General features: G+C 66.6%; 15 protein-coding genes and 1 pseudogene. 7 read left to right on the top strand and 9 right to left on the bottom strand.

Annotation, left to right across the window (positions count from 1 at the left end; genetic code table 11):
- Positions 1-8: 8 nt before the first annotated feature.
- Positions 9-272 carry a hypothetical protein gene (locus AB0B45_RS30560; protein WP_358137523.1) on the top strand — a complete coding sequence of 88 codons (264 nt, stop codon included), beginning with the start codon at positions 9-11 and terminating at the stop codon, positions 270-272.
- Here the strand turns inward: AB0B45_RS30560 and AB0B45_RS30555 are convergent.
- Positions 238-1,728 (bottom strand): FAD-dependent oxidoreductase, encoded by a 1,491-nt coding sequence (locus AB0B45_RS30555; RefSeq protein ID WP_358137520.1) that lies wholly within the window; start codon positions 1,726-1,728, stop codon positions 238-240. The genes AB0B45_RS30560 and AB0B45_RS30555 overlap by 35 nt on opposite strands.
- A gap of 113 nt (positions 1,729-1,841) precedes the next feature.
- On the opposite strand from AB0B45_RS30555, the gene AB0B45_RS30550 reads away from it, so the two are divergent.
- Positions 1,842-2,411: an XRE family transcriptional regulator gene (locus AB0B45_RS30550; protein WP_358137517.1), complete on the top strand. Its 570-nt coding sequence runs from the start codon at positions 1,842-1,844 to the stop codon at positions 2,409-2,411.
- A gap of 25 nt (positions 2,412-2,436) precedes the next feature.
- On the opposite strand, the gene AB0B45_RS30545 is transcribed toward AB0B45_RS30550, so the two are convergent.
- Complete coding sequence (locus AB0B45_RS30545; protein WP_358137514.1) at positions 2,437-2,973, bottom strand: NUDIX hydrolase family protein; 537 nt, start codon at positions 2,971-2,973, stop codon at positions 2,437-2,439.
- 186 nt (positions 2,974-3,159) lie between these two features.
- Here AB0B45_RS30545 and AB0B45_RS30540 point away from each other — a divergent pair, with 186 nt between their 5' ends.
- Positions 3,160-4,242, top strand: a complete 1,083-nt coding sequence (locus AB0B45_RS30540) for an epoxide hydrolase family protein (RefSeq protein WP_358137512.1) — start codon at positions 3,160-3,162, stop codon at positions 4,240-4,242.
- 69 nt (positions 4,243-4,311) lie between these two features.
- Here AB0B45_RS30540 and AB0B45_RS30535 read toward each other — a convergent pair whose 3' ends face one another.
- Entirely contained in the window at positions 4,312-5,484 is a 1,173-nt protein-coding gene (locus AB0B45_RS30535) for an MFS transporter (RefSeq protein ID WP_358137510.1), read from the bottom strand.
- The gene (locus tag AB0B45_RS30530; protein WP_358137507.1) at positions 5,481-6,368 is read right to left on the bottom strand and encodes an EamA family transporter; all 888 of its coding nucleotides are present in this window, start codon (positions 6,366-6,368) and stop codon (positions 5,481-5,483) included. Before AB0B45_RS30530 ends, AB0B45_RS30535 begins: the two co-directional genes overlap by 4 nt.
- Before the next feature lie 105 nt (positions 6,369-6,473).
- Between AB0B45_RS30530 and AB0B45_RS30525 the strand changes: the two genes are divergently transcribed.
- The 3 genes from AB0B45_RS30525 to AB0B45_RS30515 all read left to right on the top strand — a co-directional run bounded on the left by AB0B45_RS30525 (position 6,474) and on the right by AB0B45_RS30515 (position 8,478).
- Positions 6,474-6,974 carry a MarR family transcriptional regulator gene (locus AB0B45_RS30525; RefSeq protein WP_358137504.1) on the top strand — a complete coding sequence of 167 codons (501 nt, stop codon included), beginning with the start codon at positions 6,474-6,476 and terminating at the stop codon, positions 6,972-6,974.
- Between the two features lie 446 nt (positions 6,975-7,420).
- A complete protein-coding gene (locus AB0B45_RS30520; RefSeq protein ID WP_358137501.1) occupies positions 7,421-7,675 on the top strand; it encodes a hypothetical protein in 255 nt (84 codons plus the stop codon).
- Between the two features lie 548 nt (positions 7,676-8,223).
- A complete protein-coding gene (locus AB0B45_RS30515; RefSeq protein ID WP_358137498.1) occupies positions 8,224-8,478 on the top strand; it encodes a hypothetical protein in 255 nt (84 codons plus the stop codon).
- A 1,518-nt stretch (positions 8,479-9,996) separates the two neighbouring features.
- Here the strand turns inward: AB0B45_RS30515 and AB0B45_RS30510 are convergent.
- Together AB0B45_RS30510 and AB0B45_RS30505 are read right to left on the bottom strand one after the other, a co-directional pair.
- Positions 9,997-10,251 carry a hypothetical protein gene (locus AB0B45_RS30510; RefSeq protein WP_358137496.1) on the bottom strand — a complete coding sequence of 85 codons (255 nt, stop codon included), beginning with the start codon at positions 10,249-10,251 and terminating at the stop codon, positions 9,997-9,999.
- 471 nt (positions 10,252-10,722) lie between these two features.
- Complete coding sequence (locus tag AB0B45_RS30505; RefSeq protein ID WP_358137493.1) at positions 10,723-11,154, bottom strand: hypothetical protein; 432 nt, start codon at positions 11,152-11,154, stop codon at positions 10,723-10,725.
- 309 nt (positions 11,155-11,463) lie between these two features.
- Between AB0B45_RS30505 and AB0B45_RS30500 the strand changes: the two genes are divergently transcribed.
- Positions 11,464-11,799 (top strand): hypothetical protein, encoded by a 336-nt coding sequence (locus AB0B45_RS30500; protein ID WP_358137490.1) that lies wholly within the window; start codon positions 11,464-11,466, stop codon positions 11,797-11,799.
- On the opposite strand, the gene AB0B45_RS30495 is transcribed toward AB0B45_RS30500, so the two are convergent.
- The 3 genes and pseudogenes from AB0B45_RS30495 to AB0B45_RS30485 form a co-directional block, all read right to left on the bottom strand.
- Positions 11,796-12,050 (bottom strand): hypothetical protein, encoded by a 255-nt coding sequence (locus AB0B45_RS30495; protein WP_358137487.1) that lies wholly within the window; start codon positions 12,048-12,050, stop codon positions 11,796-11,798. The two genes, AB0B45_RS30500 and AB0B45_RS30495, sit on opposite strands and share 4 nt — an antisense overlap.
- 1,157 nt (positions 12,051-13,207) lie before the next feature.
- Positions 13,208-13,471, bottom strand: coding sequence for a hypothetical protein (locus AB0B45_RS30490; protein ID WP_358137485.1), 264 nt, complete (start codon positions 13,469-13,471; stop codon positions 13,208-13,210).
- Positions 13,472-13,645: 174 nt separating this feature from the next.
- Positions 13,646-13,864 (bottom strand): annotated as a pseudogene (locus AB0B45_RS30485) (IS5/IS1182 family transposase); the annotation flags it as partial.
- Between the last annotated feature and the right edge of the window lie 55 nt (positions 13,865-13,919).

Raw genomic sequence — 13,919 nt, 5'->3', positions numbered from 1 at the left:
GGAGCGGCATGTCGGCGGTACCCGAAGTGATCACGGCCCACGCGATGGTCCTGCAGAGCGACGCCCACGCGCTGGCCGAGTGCGCGGAGCGGCTGCGGAAGATCGAGGCCAAGTTGGAAGAGGCGGGGGCGGCGCCGCCGTGGCTGCGCCAATCGGTGCGCGCGCACCTGGCCGCCTGCGCCGCGGCCTCCGCTGACCTGGCGGAGGCCTCGGCCTGGCTGCGCCGCTACGCGGCCATCACGCAGCCTGGTGTACGGCACGCGCCGCACTGAGCCCCGACTCCAGCGCCCCTTCGATCCAGGCGTGCCAGAGCGAGCAGTGTTCGCCCGCGAAGTGGACCCTGCCCTCTGGGGCGATGATCGCCTCGTGCAGGCTGGTCTGCTGGTGGGGCTCGAAGAGCGCGAACGCCCCCGCCGCGTAGGGGTCGTCGTACCAGGCGTGCGAGAGCCCGAACTCGAAGTGGTCGTGGATCTCAGGGTGGATCTTGGCGACGTCCTCGAGCGCCTGCTCGACCCGCTTCTGCGACGACATCGCGCCCCACCGCAGGGCGTCCTGGCCCCAGGTGTAGCTGGCCAGCAGAACCGAACGCTCCTCCTCCTTCGCCTGGTGGGAGGGGTAGCAGATGCGCCTGATCGGCAGGTCGGTGACCGTGGTGCCGCCGACGATGCCGTCGCTCGACTCCCAGAACGGCCGCCGCACCTGGAAGAGGATCTTGGTGGAGGCGTTGTAGTTCAGCTCGCGGATGGCGCGCTGCTTGCGGCGGGAGAAGGCGGGGCTGGTCTCGACGTCGCGCAGCACCGAGAACGGGATCGTGCAGATGGCGTGGTCGCCGGTGATCGCCGTCCTGCCCGAGCCGGTCCTGACGTGCAGGGTGACGGACGAGCCGTCCTGCTCGATGGCGGTGACCTCGTGGCCGAACCTGATGTGGTGCCTGAGCTCCTTGTAGAAGGCGTTCGGCAGCAGGTCGCTGCCGCCCTCGATCTCCTGCATGTCCTCGAACGCCCGCCCGACGATCTCGCGGAACTGCTCGATGACGGCCGCGTTGAGGTTGGCCTCCCTGAAGCTCATGACGCCGTACAGCTCGATGGCGCCCTCGGAGAAGCCGCGGTCGCGCAGGAAGCCGCGGATGGAGTAGCGGTCGTACTCGGCGCAGATCCGGTCGAGCGCGTTCTCTCCCTCCTGCTCGTACAGGTCGTGGATCTCCTGGGTGGCCGCACGCCAGAGGTCCTCGTAGGTCCTGCCGCGCTCGTGCTCGGCCAGCTCGAAGTCGATGATCGCGGGGTCGGCGTTCAGCCGGGCCATGGTGGTCCTGACGCCCTGGATGTAGGCCAGGGTGCGGGGATTGCCCATCACGAACGGTCGCAGCCGCAGGCCGAACCGCTCGCAGTAGGCCAGCGTGAGGTCGTGCACGCGCGGGATCCGCATCGCGCCCGCCTCGGCGTACAGGCCTGGCGCGAAGCCGCGCAGGGTGAGCACCCTGCCGCCGACCCGTTGCTGGGCCTCCAGGACGATCGGCTCGTGGCCCTGCCGCATCAGCTCGTAGGCGGCGACGAGGCCGGCCATGCCGGCACCGATGACGAGCACGCGCTTGCGTGCCGTACCGGCGCCTCTGAGCCCGCGCCGGGCCGTGGCGACCAGCTCGGCGGGCACGCGGAGCTGATGGTAGGGTGCGGGCCGGGGGAAGGCGCCGTCGGGGGCGGGGGACGCGTTGATCAGGGGGATCGACATGACTGTGATGGTTCCCGCGCCGGTTGCTCGCGCAACGCCGCTGACCTGCTGAAATATCGCACATATCACCGCAGTGGCGACTTCTCGGGCGGCGGGTTCGCTATTTTCGTGATGTGTCCATTCATGCCGTGCTGGCGGAGGTCGGCCCGAGGCTCAAGCGGCTGCGCACCGACCGGGGCGTCACTCTGACCGCGCTGTCCGAGGCGACGGGGATCTCCAAGAGCACGCTGTCGCGCCTGGAGTCCGGCCTGCGCCGGCCGTCCCTGGAACTCCTGCTTCCGATCGCCCAGGCGCACCAGGTGCCTCTGGACGAACTGGTCGGGGCGCCCGAGGTCGGCGACCCCCGCGTCCGCATCGCCCCCAGGCAGGCGCACGGCATGACCGTCCTGCCGCTGACCCGCCAGCCCGGCGCGATCCAGGCGTTCAAGCTGGTCATCCCGGTCAGGCGGCAGGAGCCCGAGCTGAAGACCCACGAGGGCTACGAGTGGCTCTATGTGCTGTCAGGACGGCTGCGCCTCCTGGTGGCCGACCACGACCTGGTGCTGCGCGCGGGCGAGGTCGCCGAGTTCGACACCCGTCTGCCGCACTGGTTCGGCAGCGCGGGCGACGGTCCCGCCGAGGTGCTCAGCCTCTTCGGCAAGCAGGGCGAGCGCATGCATGTCAGAGCGAAGCCCGAGCGCTGACCGTCGGGCCTGGGCGCGGGCGGGCTCAGGGAAGTCGGCCGACGGAGGCGAGCGCCTGCTTCAGCAGCACGCCCTGCCCGCCGATCATCTCCTGCTGCACCATCGGCGACGCCGCCTCCTCGGGCGTGAACCAGACGAGGTCGAGCGCGTCCTGCCGGGGCCTGCAGTCGCCGACCACGGGGACGATGTAGGCGAGCGACACCGCGTGCTGGCGCGGGTCGTGATACGGCGTGACGCCGGCCGTCGGGAAGTACTCCGCCACCGTGAACGGCTGGGGCGACGCCGGGATGTGCGGCAACGCGACGGGCCCGAGGTCCTTCTCCAGGTGGCGCATCAGCGCGTCACGGATCCGCTCGTGGTGCAGGACGCGCCCGGAGACCAGCGCCCTGCTGACCGCGCCGTCCGCGGAGATGCGCAGCAACAGGCCGACGTGGGTGACCACGCCGGTCTCGTCGACCCGTACGGGGACGGCATCGACGTAGAGGATCGGCATCCGGCCGCGCATCGATTCCAGCTCGTCCGGAGCAAGCCACCCAGGCACGGTTTCGGTATTTTCGATCATTCGCTGATGGTACTTCCCACTGGTAGTGCTGTAGGGGATGGACGCGGCGTGAGTCAGGGAAGGTCCCGGTGGGCGCAGACACGCCCGAGGCGCCCCCTCGTTCTCCGCCCTCAAGGTCTGGAACGGAAGGCTTCATTCTGATAGAGTTGGAACAGAACAAGCCGTTCCGTTCAGGAGGAGCTTTCCATGTCTGAGATCCGTCCCTTCCGCGTCGAGATCCCGCAGGCCGATCTGGACGACCTTCAGGCCCGGCTGGCGCTGACCCGCTTCACCGACCAGATCCCCGGCAGTGACTTCGAGTACGGCGTGAGCGTCGAGTGGGTCAAGGAGATGGTCGACTACTGGCGCAGCGGCTACGACTGGCGCGCCTGGGAGGCGAGGCTGAACGCCCACCCGCAGTTCACCACCGAGATCGACGGGCAGAACATCCACTTCATCCACGTCCGCTCGGCCAAGCAGGACGCGCTCCCGCTGATCCTCACGCACGGATGGCCCGGCACGGTCGTGGAGTACCTCGACGTGATCGAGGACCTCTCCCGCGACTTCCATCTGGTTATCCCCTCCCTGCCGGGCTTCGGCTTCTCGGGTCCGCCGACCGAGAAGGGCTGGAACAGGTACAGGACCGCCAAGGCGTGGGCCGAGCTGATGGCCCGTCTGGGCTACGAGCGCTACGGCGCGGTCGGCAACGACGGCGGCGCGCTCGTCTCCCCCGAGATCGGCAGGGTCGACCCCGAGCACGTCGTGGCCGTGCACGTCACGCAGATCTTCTCCTTCCCCACCGGCGACCCCGCCGAGCTGCAGGACCTGACGGAGGAGGAGCAGGCGGCGATGCGGCACCTGCAGTGGTTCTGGGAGAACATGGGCGCCTTCAACCAGCTCCAGTCGCAGTCGCCGCAGACCCTGGCCCACGCGATCGCCGACTCGCCCGCCGGGCTGCTCGGCTGGATGGGGCAGCTCATCGGGGGACACCTGGACCGCGACTTCACGCTGACGAACATCGCGATCCACTGGTTCTACGGCACCGCGGGCTCGTCGATCCGCTTCTACTACGAGGACGCCAAGGCCGAGAACCCCACAGGGCCGACCACGGTGCCGATCGGTCTGGCGGGCTTCGCCAACGACTTCCAGTCGATCCGCCGCTTCGCCGAGCGCGACCACAAGGCCATCGCGCAGTGGAACACTTATGGCGTGGGCGGCCACTACGCCGCGCACGAGGTGCCCGAGGTGCTGGCCGGGGACGTCCGCGCCTTCTTCGCCGGCCGTAGCTGATCCGCGAGAAGGGGGCCGTGGCACGCCACGGCCCCCTTCGCCGCGAGATTCCTCAGCGCGAATTCCCGATCACGCGTCCCTGGTCCGCCACACCGCCAACGACGTCAGGGCCGTGAGCAGCGCGCCGAACCACAGGACGCCGGTGATGGCGACCGCGTCGACGACGACGCCGCCCAGCAGTGCTCCCAGCGCGATGGCCAGGTTGAACACCGAGGTGTTCAGCGCGGTGGCCGCCTCCGTCGCGTCCGGCGCACCCTTGAAGATCCACGTCTGTACGGCCACGGGCACCCCGCCGTAGACCAGGCCCCACAGGATCAGCAGCGCCGACCCGCTGAGTGGGCTTCCCCCGAGGAGAGGGAAGAGCGCCAGGATCGCCGCGAGCGTGACGCCGAGCGTGATGATGGTCTTCCTGATGTCGCGTGAGGCTCCGGCCCCCGCGATGAACGTGCCGACCACCCCGGCGACGCCGAAGGCGAGCAGCAGCGGGCTGATCATGCTCTCGCTGACGCCCGAGATGCCCTGCAGGATGGGGCTCACGAACGTGAAGGCGGCGAAGTGGCCGCTCACCAGGAGGAACGTCGAGACCACCGCGGTCCTGACGACGGGGTTGCGGAACTGCCGGGGGAGCGCGCGCAGCCGTACGGGCTCGGTGGCGGGCAGCCGCGGCAGCAGCAGCCACAGGCCGGCGACCACGAGCAGGCCGAGCGCGCCCACGGCGGCGAACGCCACGCGCCAGTCGGTGAGCCCGCCGATCAGCGTGCCCGCGGGGACGCCGAGTACGTTGGCGGCCGTCGCCCCTCCGAAGGCCAGCGAGGTCGCGCGGGGCACGTGCTTGTCGGGCACCAGCCGTACGGCGATGCCGGCCGCCAGCGCCCAGAACCCGCCGATGCTGACCCCGACGAGGAAGCGTGAGGCGAGCAGGACGGCGAAGCTGGGCGCGAGGGCCGACAGCGCGTTCGCCAGGACCATCAGGCTGAGCAGGCCGATGAGCACCACGCGCCGGTCCAGGCGGCGGATGGCGACGGGCAGGAGGGGCGCGGCGGCCGAGGCGACCAGGCCTGGCACGGTGACCATGAGGCCGGCCGTACCCTCCGTGACGTCGAGGTCGCCGCCGATGGAGGTGAGCAGACCCACGGGAAGCTGCTCGACGGTCACGACGGAGAAGGTCCCGACCGCGACGGCCGCCACGGCCAGCCAGGTCTTCAACGGGACCCGCTCGGGGGACAGGACTGTGGTGGTCATGATGCCTTCCTGCTCAGGGTCTGGCCTGCGACGAGCGCGGCGAGCGCGATGGCGAATCCGGCGATCTGCCAGCCGGTCAGGGTCTGCCCGAGGACCACCAGGCCGGCCACCGTGGCGACCAGGGGATTGGTGAGGCCGAGCAGGGAAACGGAGGTGGGCGCGAGGCGGTCGATGCCGCGGAACCACAGGGCGTAGGCCAGGGCGGTGCCGACAATGCCCAGGTAGGCGAAGCCGAGAAGGTTCTGCCCGGTGAACGCCGGGGGCAGGCCCTCGACCGCGAGCGTGAACGGTGCCAGGACGAGGCCGCCGATGGTGAGCTGCCAGCCGGTCATGACCAGGGGCGACTCCGGCTGGCCCCACTTCTTGGTGAGGACGATGGCCGCCCCCATCAGCGAGGTGGCCAGCAACATGGCGCCGATGCCGAGCGGGTCGAGGCGGGCCTGCGCGGTCAGGGTCAGCAGGGCCACGCCGCCGGTGCCCGCCGCGGCCGCGTACAGCGCGGCGCGGGCCGGTTTCGCCTGGAGGATCAGCATCGACAGCAGCGCCACGACCAGCGGCTGGACCGAGCCGATCGTGGCCGCGACCCCGCCGGGCAGCCGGTAGGCGGCGAAGAACAACAGGGGGAAGAAGGCGCCGAAGTTGAGCATGCCGAGCACAGCGGCCTTCCACCACCACGCTCCGCGCGGCAGGCGGCGGGTCGCGGCCAGCAACACCAGACCCGCGGGTAGCGCCCTCAGGGTCGCGGCGAGCAGCGGTCGGTCGGGGGGCAGCAGCGTCGCGGTGACGACATACGTGGTTCCCCAGCTCACAGGCGCGAGGGCGGCCAGAGCCACGTCGCTCGTGTAGTGAGCGCGCGCGATCGGTTCGGCTTCGATCGTGGACACGTCGATCACCTCTCATTGATAATCTCAACATTGAGATAACAGCACCCAACTTGTATGAACGTCAAGTCTATGAACGTTGAGATTATTTCCGTTGAGAGGACAGGCATGGCCGACGCGGTGGACGCGGTGATCGCGCAGTGGAACAGGGAGCGGCCTGACCTCGACGTCTGGCCCATGGGTGTCGTCGGGAGGCTCTCGCGGCTGTCACGCCTACTCGACCAGGCGCTCAGACAGTTCTTCGCCGAGCATGGGCTCGAGAGCTTCGAATTCGACGTGCTGGCCACGCTGCGGCGTTCGGGGCCACCGTACGAGCTGACGGCGGGAGCGCTGCTCAAGGCGGCGATGGTGACCTCGGGAGCGATCACCAACAGGATCGACAAGATGGAGGCCAAGGGGCTGGTCGAGCGGGTCCGCGACAGCGAGGACCGCAGATCGGTGCGGATCAGGCTGACCCCCGAGGGGCTGCGCCTCATCGACGAGCTGGTCGGGCTGCACGTCGAGAACGAGGCCAGGCTGCTGGCCGCCCTCGGCCCAGCCGAACGTGATCAGCTCTGCGGGCTGTTGCGCGGGGTGCTCGAGTCGATGGGCGACACCTCGCTGGACTGACCTGGACCTGGGCTGCTTCCATGCCCGGAGCAAGGGCGAGACGCTCGCGGGGCTGGCAGAGGGCTTCACTGTGAGCATGTCCGTGTCTCGGCTCCACATCCGCGAGGCCGGCCTCAGAGCGGACCGCGAACTCCTCGCATGCCAAGCTCCGTGCCCAGGTGAACGCCGAATGCGCAGCTGAAAATCTGGCTTATCCTGCGGAAACTACGCTGCTTCTCACATGTCAACTCAAAGCCATCCTCATACTTCAGCTCCGCGAAGCGGGATGAAAGTACTCATTATGTCCTAAATATCGGACTTGCCCCTCGAAAACGTGTTGATGAGAGATTAAGACTTCTTTGCCGCTATTCGATTGCCTCTAACGCTACATGCAGGTCTAATGGCTAATGGCCAGCCTTCAAGCGGTAAGGCTGGGTTGCGGGATCGAGATCAATCGGGGAATTAAGATGCTCAAGCAGCTTCTAGTCGGCGGCGCAGTGATTGCAGGGCTCGCCGGCGTGGCTTTTGCCGCTCCGGCTCAGGCGGACAAGTGGCCCAAGCCGAGTGAGACCGAAAGGAACATCTCCGCGGTGACCGGGAACGTTGCCGTGTGCGGCAACCGCGGTATCGGCGATATCACCGTCGCCCTCCTGAACTTCAACCCGGTGACGTCCGCCGACAACGAGTCGACGGGCTGCAACGTCACCGTCAACCAGCAGTAACAGGACGCCGAGCAGTTCATGAAGGGCGTCGGTCCGAATGCGGATCGTGACTCATCCGCAAAAATGGCCATGAACTGCAGGCGACACCGGCCGTCCATCCGGCGAGCGTTCAAGGTGCCGTGCGGCAGGCGCGGATGCACAATATTCGAGCCCATGCCCATGACTTCCTGAATCTCCTACATGGAGGCATTGGCATACGCCCGGAGTCGCGGGCGTCGTGGTCTGCGCCACGACGCCCGCATTTCGCCCTCTATAACTAGCTCGTCGCATTCAATCCGCTTCGTATCGACCCTGGCCAGGGGGCTTCGCGAAGCGGGACGAAAAAGGCTTATTGAGAGGTATGACATAACCGTACTGCGTCCTCATTAAGATCTCGCCCACAATGCATTTCTTCTCTCTGAGAGACATGCAGTAATGTTTGGCGGTTCTTTACGGCAATGGCCGTGCTATTGGCTTGCTTCTCATCAGGCAGATCGGTCTACTTGCTAGCGGCTCACCCCTCGGGGGCACGAGCTGAATCTTCAGACCGAGATCGATCGGGAGTTCAGATGCTCAAGAAGCTCGCACTTAGCGGGGCCGTGCTGGCTGCGTTCGCCGGCGTGGGTCTTGCCACTCCGGCTCAGGCGGACACGTGGCCCAAGCCGAGTGACGCCGCACAGAACGTCTCCACGCAGAACGGGAACACTGCCGTGTGCGGCAACCAGGGCATCGGCGATGTCACCGCCGTCGTCCTCAACTTCACACCGGTTGTCATCCGCGACAACAAGGCTGTGACCTGCCAGGTTATTGCCACGCAGGACTAGTAAGACGATAGATCGGTGGCAGGGGGCCGGCGCGGAAAACGGCCGACCCCCTGTATATTCGCTATTGCGCGTCCGGCAGTGAAAGTCTTTTTCTACCTGCCGGCGCTGCTCACCCTCAAGGGTGTTGCAGACGAGCGGGAGCGGGCATTTCTCCGCTCACTACCGCACCAACCTCACCATGCGGCAGCTCGCGACGCTCTGCCCGTTCCACCGTCTGCCATATCAGCGGGCCCCGTGGCCCCCTGCTCGCTCTCGAGCCCGCGCCCCGCCGGCTGATGCCGAGGACCGCCTGGGGATCGTGGACGGCATCCTCATCCCGGTGCGCGATCGCACCATCGGCGCTTCGAGCCGCAACCACCGCTTCTCCGCGAACGTTCAGGCCATTGTCGATGCCGACACCCGCCTGGTGGTGGCGACCGGCCGACCGGGCACCGGGCGACAAGGCCGACGAAGTTGTCAGCGTCCTGGCCGACGGCGTCTGCCCCAACACCGCCCTGACCGTCCCGCACCGCCGGCGAGCGGGCATGTCTCTGCCGCGGGCTCAGAAAGAGGAACGCGGAACTGTCCAACCGCACCCTGATCAGCCTGGCCGACCTGGTCCGCGCCCGGCATCCGGAGCGCTGTGCCGCTGGCGGCGCCTGGAGCCCGCGCGGTAAGCGTTACTGATGCCGGCACACCCGCGTAACGGCGACCTCTACGCCCACTTGGTCGCCGGATTTGCCCGCGCTCCCGGTCCGCGAAGCCTGGCGTGGGAGTCGGCCTTCTGCGGCGGTGGCACCTTACGTCCTTGTAAGGCACGGCTGACCACCGGCGTAGCCTTTGTCGGTGGGCGAGCGTGATAGGTCCGGCGGCCTTGAGGCGGCGGAGATGCCAGATGCGGGCCGCCTTCAAGTCGTGGACCACGCCGGAGATTGAAGCCTGAGGTCCACAGCGGCGTGCCGGGCGCACGCGCGAACGCCCGGCTCGAAAGCCGGCAGTCCCCCGCAAGCTCCGCTGCGGACCCGGAAGGCCGGCCACCTCTGCGAAGCCAACGCCGTCCAGAACCACCACATAGCCCGAGGATGACAAGGCGCGCTGGACGCCCAGGTCGTCGCCGATCGACTCGACCGACTCGTTCGGGGTCTCTCCTGGCACCGGCCAGGGCAGTGCAAGGCCTCATGCCCTCATCCAGGCCCTCGGCGAACGCTCCGTGACGGTCCTCACAGCCTGGAAGGCCCTGATCCACCTCCGCTGGAACAATGACCGTATGCCCTTGGGCCAGGAGGCGAGGCTGAATGTCGTCGGTGAGGGGGAAGCCGATCGCCAGGCGGCCCGGCTTCTGCCCGCCAGGAAAGCTGAACGCCTCCCAGGCCGGAGCAGCCTGACCCTTGTCAGAGTGCGAGATGAGGACGGTGGCGTCGAGATCCCGAGGGATCAACGCGCCGTCGGCTCGAGGTGCGTCGTGCACAGGAAAAGGTCGGCGCCGCGGTGGCGCCGACCTTTGTGATCGATCAGATTCCTACTGATCGAGAACTGCTCTTAGTCCTGGTCGACCTGGACGCTGCAGTTCACCGACTTGTCCTCGTTGAAGACGATCGGGTTGAGCGGGACGAGGGCGACGGTGATGTCGCCGATGCCGCTGTTGCCGCACACGGCGGTGTTGCCGTTCTGCGCGGAGACGTTCTGCTTGGCCGCGCCCGGCTGCGGGTAGGTGTCCGCCAGGGCGGGGCCGGCAATAGCCAGGCCGCCGAACGCTGCGAGGACGGCGCCGCTGAATGCAAGCTTCTTGATCATCTGATCTCCCTCGATCTCGGTCTGAGGATTCAACTCGTTTCCCAGAAGGGTGAGCCGGTAAGCAAGTAGACCGACGCGTCGCACCGAGAGCAAGCTGATAACCCCGTTGTTGATGTAAAGAAAAACCAAACCTCTCGGCGTATTGCTTACCTTGAAGATGATGGCGAGGCGTATTAAGCCGAGCGTACTTCTGGTCGAACGGTGCCAAAAGGAGAAGCTGCCGGACGGATCGGCGGCGATTTGCAGACCGGCCGCCCGAGTATGCGAGTACACGCTTTATCGATAATATGATGTCCATCAACTCCAACAGCACCAAGTGTTTACAGATCGGCCGACGCGTTGGGGTCCTCGAACACCGACCTTGTGGGGCCATCCGTGCCGCACACCCGATCGCAGTAGTTCTCAGTCCTGGCCCTCGCTCTGGTCCTGTAGGCATGAATACCGCAGTCGACCTGCGGACTTTCGGCGCAGTCACCGGAGCGCCGAGGCGGGGTTGATTCCAGTGTTGCCGCGCACAGTGACGTTTCCGTACTGCTCGGCCGCATCGGGGTCGTTCGGCCAAGGCATCCCCACCTGCCCCGGAATGGCAAGACTCACCCCGGTGAACGCCGCCGACATGACCAACCGTGAGCGCATTGCAAGGTGTCGCGTTGCAGCGTGGCGTCGAAGGGCCTCGGCGTAGTCGGCGCTGCTGCCCACCACACCTATCGACTGGCGCACGCTCCACTGCCGCCAGGCCCCGGTGAACTGCCGAGAGGCGTCCTGGGCACTATCAGATTGGAAGATCGCCATGTCCAGCCTCGCGCGAACGACAGTCGCGGCATGCGCCGCGTCAACGACTAGGTCGGCGCGCCTGCGCTCGGCGATCGGCCATCCCGCCAGCCGCGCATACTGGTCGATCACCGTGGCCAGACAGAGGAACCGCGTGGCTTGCCGGGTCAAGGCCCGCTGACGGTTCCCGCACGCCGTCCAGGCGATCCACATCAGGCGGCAGGTCCGGGGCGGTGAAGAGGGCCTTGGGCGCGGCGGAGATCCCCTGAGCGAAGCTGAGCGGACACGGCTGATCGGCATGTCGGGTGGGGACGTCGAGTTTGGCGATCCGACCGTAGATCGTGTTGGTGTGTGCTGAGCCAGGGGCCGACAACGCGCAGGTGCCGCGGGAGTTGGAGATATCCGTGGGCACGGCGCGCGAAGTCCTCGCGGGTCGTGGGGTTGCGCTCGAAGATCGTGCCGGCCTGTGCGGAGGGCAAGGACAACCAGCGTAAGTCGACCATCGGCCGGCTCTGGCGGCACTTTGAGCTCAAGCCGCACCGGAGCGAGACGGTCAAGTTGTCGGCCGGTCCGCTGTTTGTGGAGAAGGCCGTCGATGTGCTCGGGTTGTATCACGACCCGTCCGAACGGGCGGTGGTGAAGCCGGAGCGCTGGACAGGTTCCAGCGAAGGATGCGGTGTATTAACGTCAGACGGCGACGAAGACGCACAGGGGGCCGGCTTGAGTACCGGCCCCCGTGCTCAATCTGGTTTCCTACCGATCCAGGACAAGCATTAGTCCTGGTCGACCTTAACGTTGCAGTCCACCGGCTCGCGGTCGGCGAAGGTAACCGGGTTGAGCGTGATGGCGACGATGGAGATATCGCCAATGCCACGGTTACCGCACACGGCGAGGTTCCCGGACACCGTGGAGACGTTCTGGTCGCTCTCGCGCGACTTGGGCCACGTGTCAGCCTGAGCCGGAGTAGCAAGAGCCAGGCCGGCGAACGCAGCCAGCACGGCCCCGCTAAGTGCGAGCTTCTTGAGCATCTGAACTCCTGATCGATCTCGTTCTGAGGATCAGCTCTTATCCCAAAAGGGGAGAGCCGCTAGCAAGTAGACCCACACGTCACGCGGAGAGCAAGCTAATAAGCGCGAGACCGTCGTAAAGAAACACTAAGCCTCTCAGAGTGTTCCTTAACCATAAGACGATGGCCGGACGTGTTCATGCCGGGTCGAACGATCCCATGAAGTGAGAAAGCCGCTGGCCTGGACCGGCGCCCGCCAAAGAATTTGGCATATCCAAATGCAATGTGGATTACTTTGCGGCTGAGGTGACGTCCGCGTCGTGGTCAGCGTGTTCTGCCCGGCGGTCGGACCGGGTGGGCGGGTTCCACAGCTCAGCTCGTCTGTCCTCTCACCCGTCGGGGCGATGCGGTGCTGGTCCCGTCGCATGGAGCGCTGTAGCCGGTCGAGGGCGATGGGGATGTCTCGGAGCCAGGGCCATGGTGCGGTGATGTGAAGTCGTAGCCGTCGACCGCTGCGGATGAGTCGGCCGGTCACGGCGAACAGGCGCGGTGGTGCCGTTCAGGACGAGGATCTGCATCCAGGCCAGGGGCTCCAGGCCGGCGCGACGAGTTAACACCACAGCTGGTTCGGGGTGAAGTCGTGTAGCGGCAGGTTGGCCGGACCGGGTCAACCAGGTGAGGAAATCACGGGTGCCGCCACCGGAGTCGGCGCGGATCAGGACCTGCGCTGAGGCAGCTGAGCCGGAGCGAGGCGGATGGCTGTCAACGCTTGAGCTGAGTCGATGGCCGGTCGGTCGCTCGGGCGGGAGACGAGACTGCGGGCCGCATGGTTCGGGCTGGGCGCGCCCAGCGCGATGTCGGCCAGGCAGTCACCACCTGAGGCGAGGCTGGAGATCGGCGATGACGTTGCGCGGGAGAGTGCCCGATCCGGGCCTGCGTTTGTGTGAGGGGGCACGTTCAAAGACGTTTTGTCAGATAAAACAATCGGCTTCGGGCACATTCACCGCGAAAGCCTGAGGCTAATGCAGCAGGCCAGGTCCGGCGAAAGGTTCATCACCCTCACGCCGGACAGCAGATCGGTGACCGTTGCCCGTCCTGGCGAGCATTTTCAACACCGACCTTTGTAGCCTCATTCGTGCTAGCCACTGATCGCAGCAGTTCCTAGTCCTCGTGCTGGTCCTAGCCCTGGTTCTCGCCCTGGTTCTGGAGGACCCGAATACTGCAGTCCACGGGCTGCTGCTTGACGAACGACACCGGAGCGAGGGCTCCGACGACGGCGATGATGTCGCCAACCGCACTGTTGCCGCACACAATCACGTTTCCGTGCGCCTTGGCCGTGTTGGAGTCGTTCGGCCGAGGCGTCTCCGCCTGAGCCGGAGAGGCAAAAGCCACGCCGGCCAACGCTGCGAACAGGGCTCCGCCAAATGCGAGTCTCTTGAGCATTTAAAACTCCCGATCGAACTCGGTCTGAGGATTCAGCTCGTATCCCAGAAGGGTGAGCCCTAGCAAGTAGACCTACGCGTCTCACGAAGAGCAAGCCAATCGCCCCATGGCCGGCGTAAAGAAACACCAAACCCTCTTCGGGGATGGCGGTCGGACACCGACTCGCCGAGTGCGCTAAGCCTTTTTCCATTCTTGGGATACCTGGTGGCTCCGGACGGCGATGCCTTTGCATATGTGGCCGGCCTTTTCCGGGGCGACAGCGACCTTGTGGTGAATCCGCCAGCTTTTGAGCTGGGGTGTTCGCGGGTTGGTCCGGGCCGCGTAGACGGGCGTGTGATCGATTGGCCGCTTCTGGGATTCCGGCTGGTTCTCGCCCTTGCAGGGAGTGATGACCGGGCCGTCGGCTCCCTGATGGCCCTCCTGTGCGGCGGCGCGGTGAAATGGACAC

This window comes from Nonomuraea sp. NPDC049152, assembly GCF_040648355.1.
Lineage (GTDB): Bacteria > Actinomycetota > Actinomycetes > Streptosporangiales > Streptosporangiaceae > Nonomuraea.
The sequence above is the reverse complement of the archived record's forward strand: the minus strand, read 5'-3'. Positions and strand labels throughout refer to the sequence as shown.

Bases quoted from the DNA above. Each gene is read 5' to 3' on its own strand.
- AB0B45_RS30560 (WP_358137523.1), top strand. From the start codon at position 9: ATGTCGGCGGTACCCGAAGTGATCACGGCCCACGCGATGGTCCTGCAG.
- AB0B45_RS30555 (WP_358137520.1), bottom strand. From the start codon at position 1,728: ATGTCGATCCCCCTGATCAACGCGTCCCCCGCCCCCGACGGCGCCTTC.
- AB0B45_RS30545 (WP_358137514.1), bottom strand. From the start codon at position 2,973: ATGATCGAAAATACCGAAACCGTGCCTGGGTGGCTTGCTCCGGACGAG.
- AB0B45_RS30540 (WP_358137512.1), top strand. From the start codon at position 3,160: ATGTCTGAGATCCGTCCCTTCCGCGTCGAGATCCCGCAGGCCGATCTG.
- AB0B45_RS30535 (WP_358137510.1), bottom strand. From the start codon at position 5,484: ATGACCACCACAGTCCTGTCCCCCGAGCGGGTCCCGTTGAAGACCTGG.
- AB0B45_RS30525 (WP_358137504.1), top strand. From the start codon at position 6,474: ATGGCCGACGCGGTGGACGCGGTGATCGCGCAGTGGAACAGGGAGCGG.
- AB0B45_RS30520 (WP_358137501.1), top strand. From the start codon at position 7,421: ATGCTCAAGCAGCTTCTAGTCGGCGGCGCAGTGATTGCAGGGCTCGCC.
- AB0B45_RS30515 (WP_358137498.1), top strand. From the start codon at position 8,224: ATGCTCAAGAAGCTCGCACTTAGCGGGGCCGTGCTGGCTGCGTTCGCC.
- AB0B45_RS30510 (WP_358137496.1), bottom strand. From the start codon at position 10,251: ATGATCAAGAAGCTTGCATTCAGCGGCGCCGTCCTCGCAGCGTTCGGC.
- AB0B45_RS30495 (WP_358137487.1), bottom strand. From the start codon at position 12,050: ATGCTCAAGAAGCTCGCACTTAGCGGGGCCGTGCTGGCTGCGTTCGCC.
- AB0B45_RS30490 (WP_358137485.1), bottom strand. From the start codon at position 13,471: ATGCTCAAGAGACTCGCATTTGGCGGAGCCCTGTTCGCAGCGTTGGCC.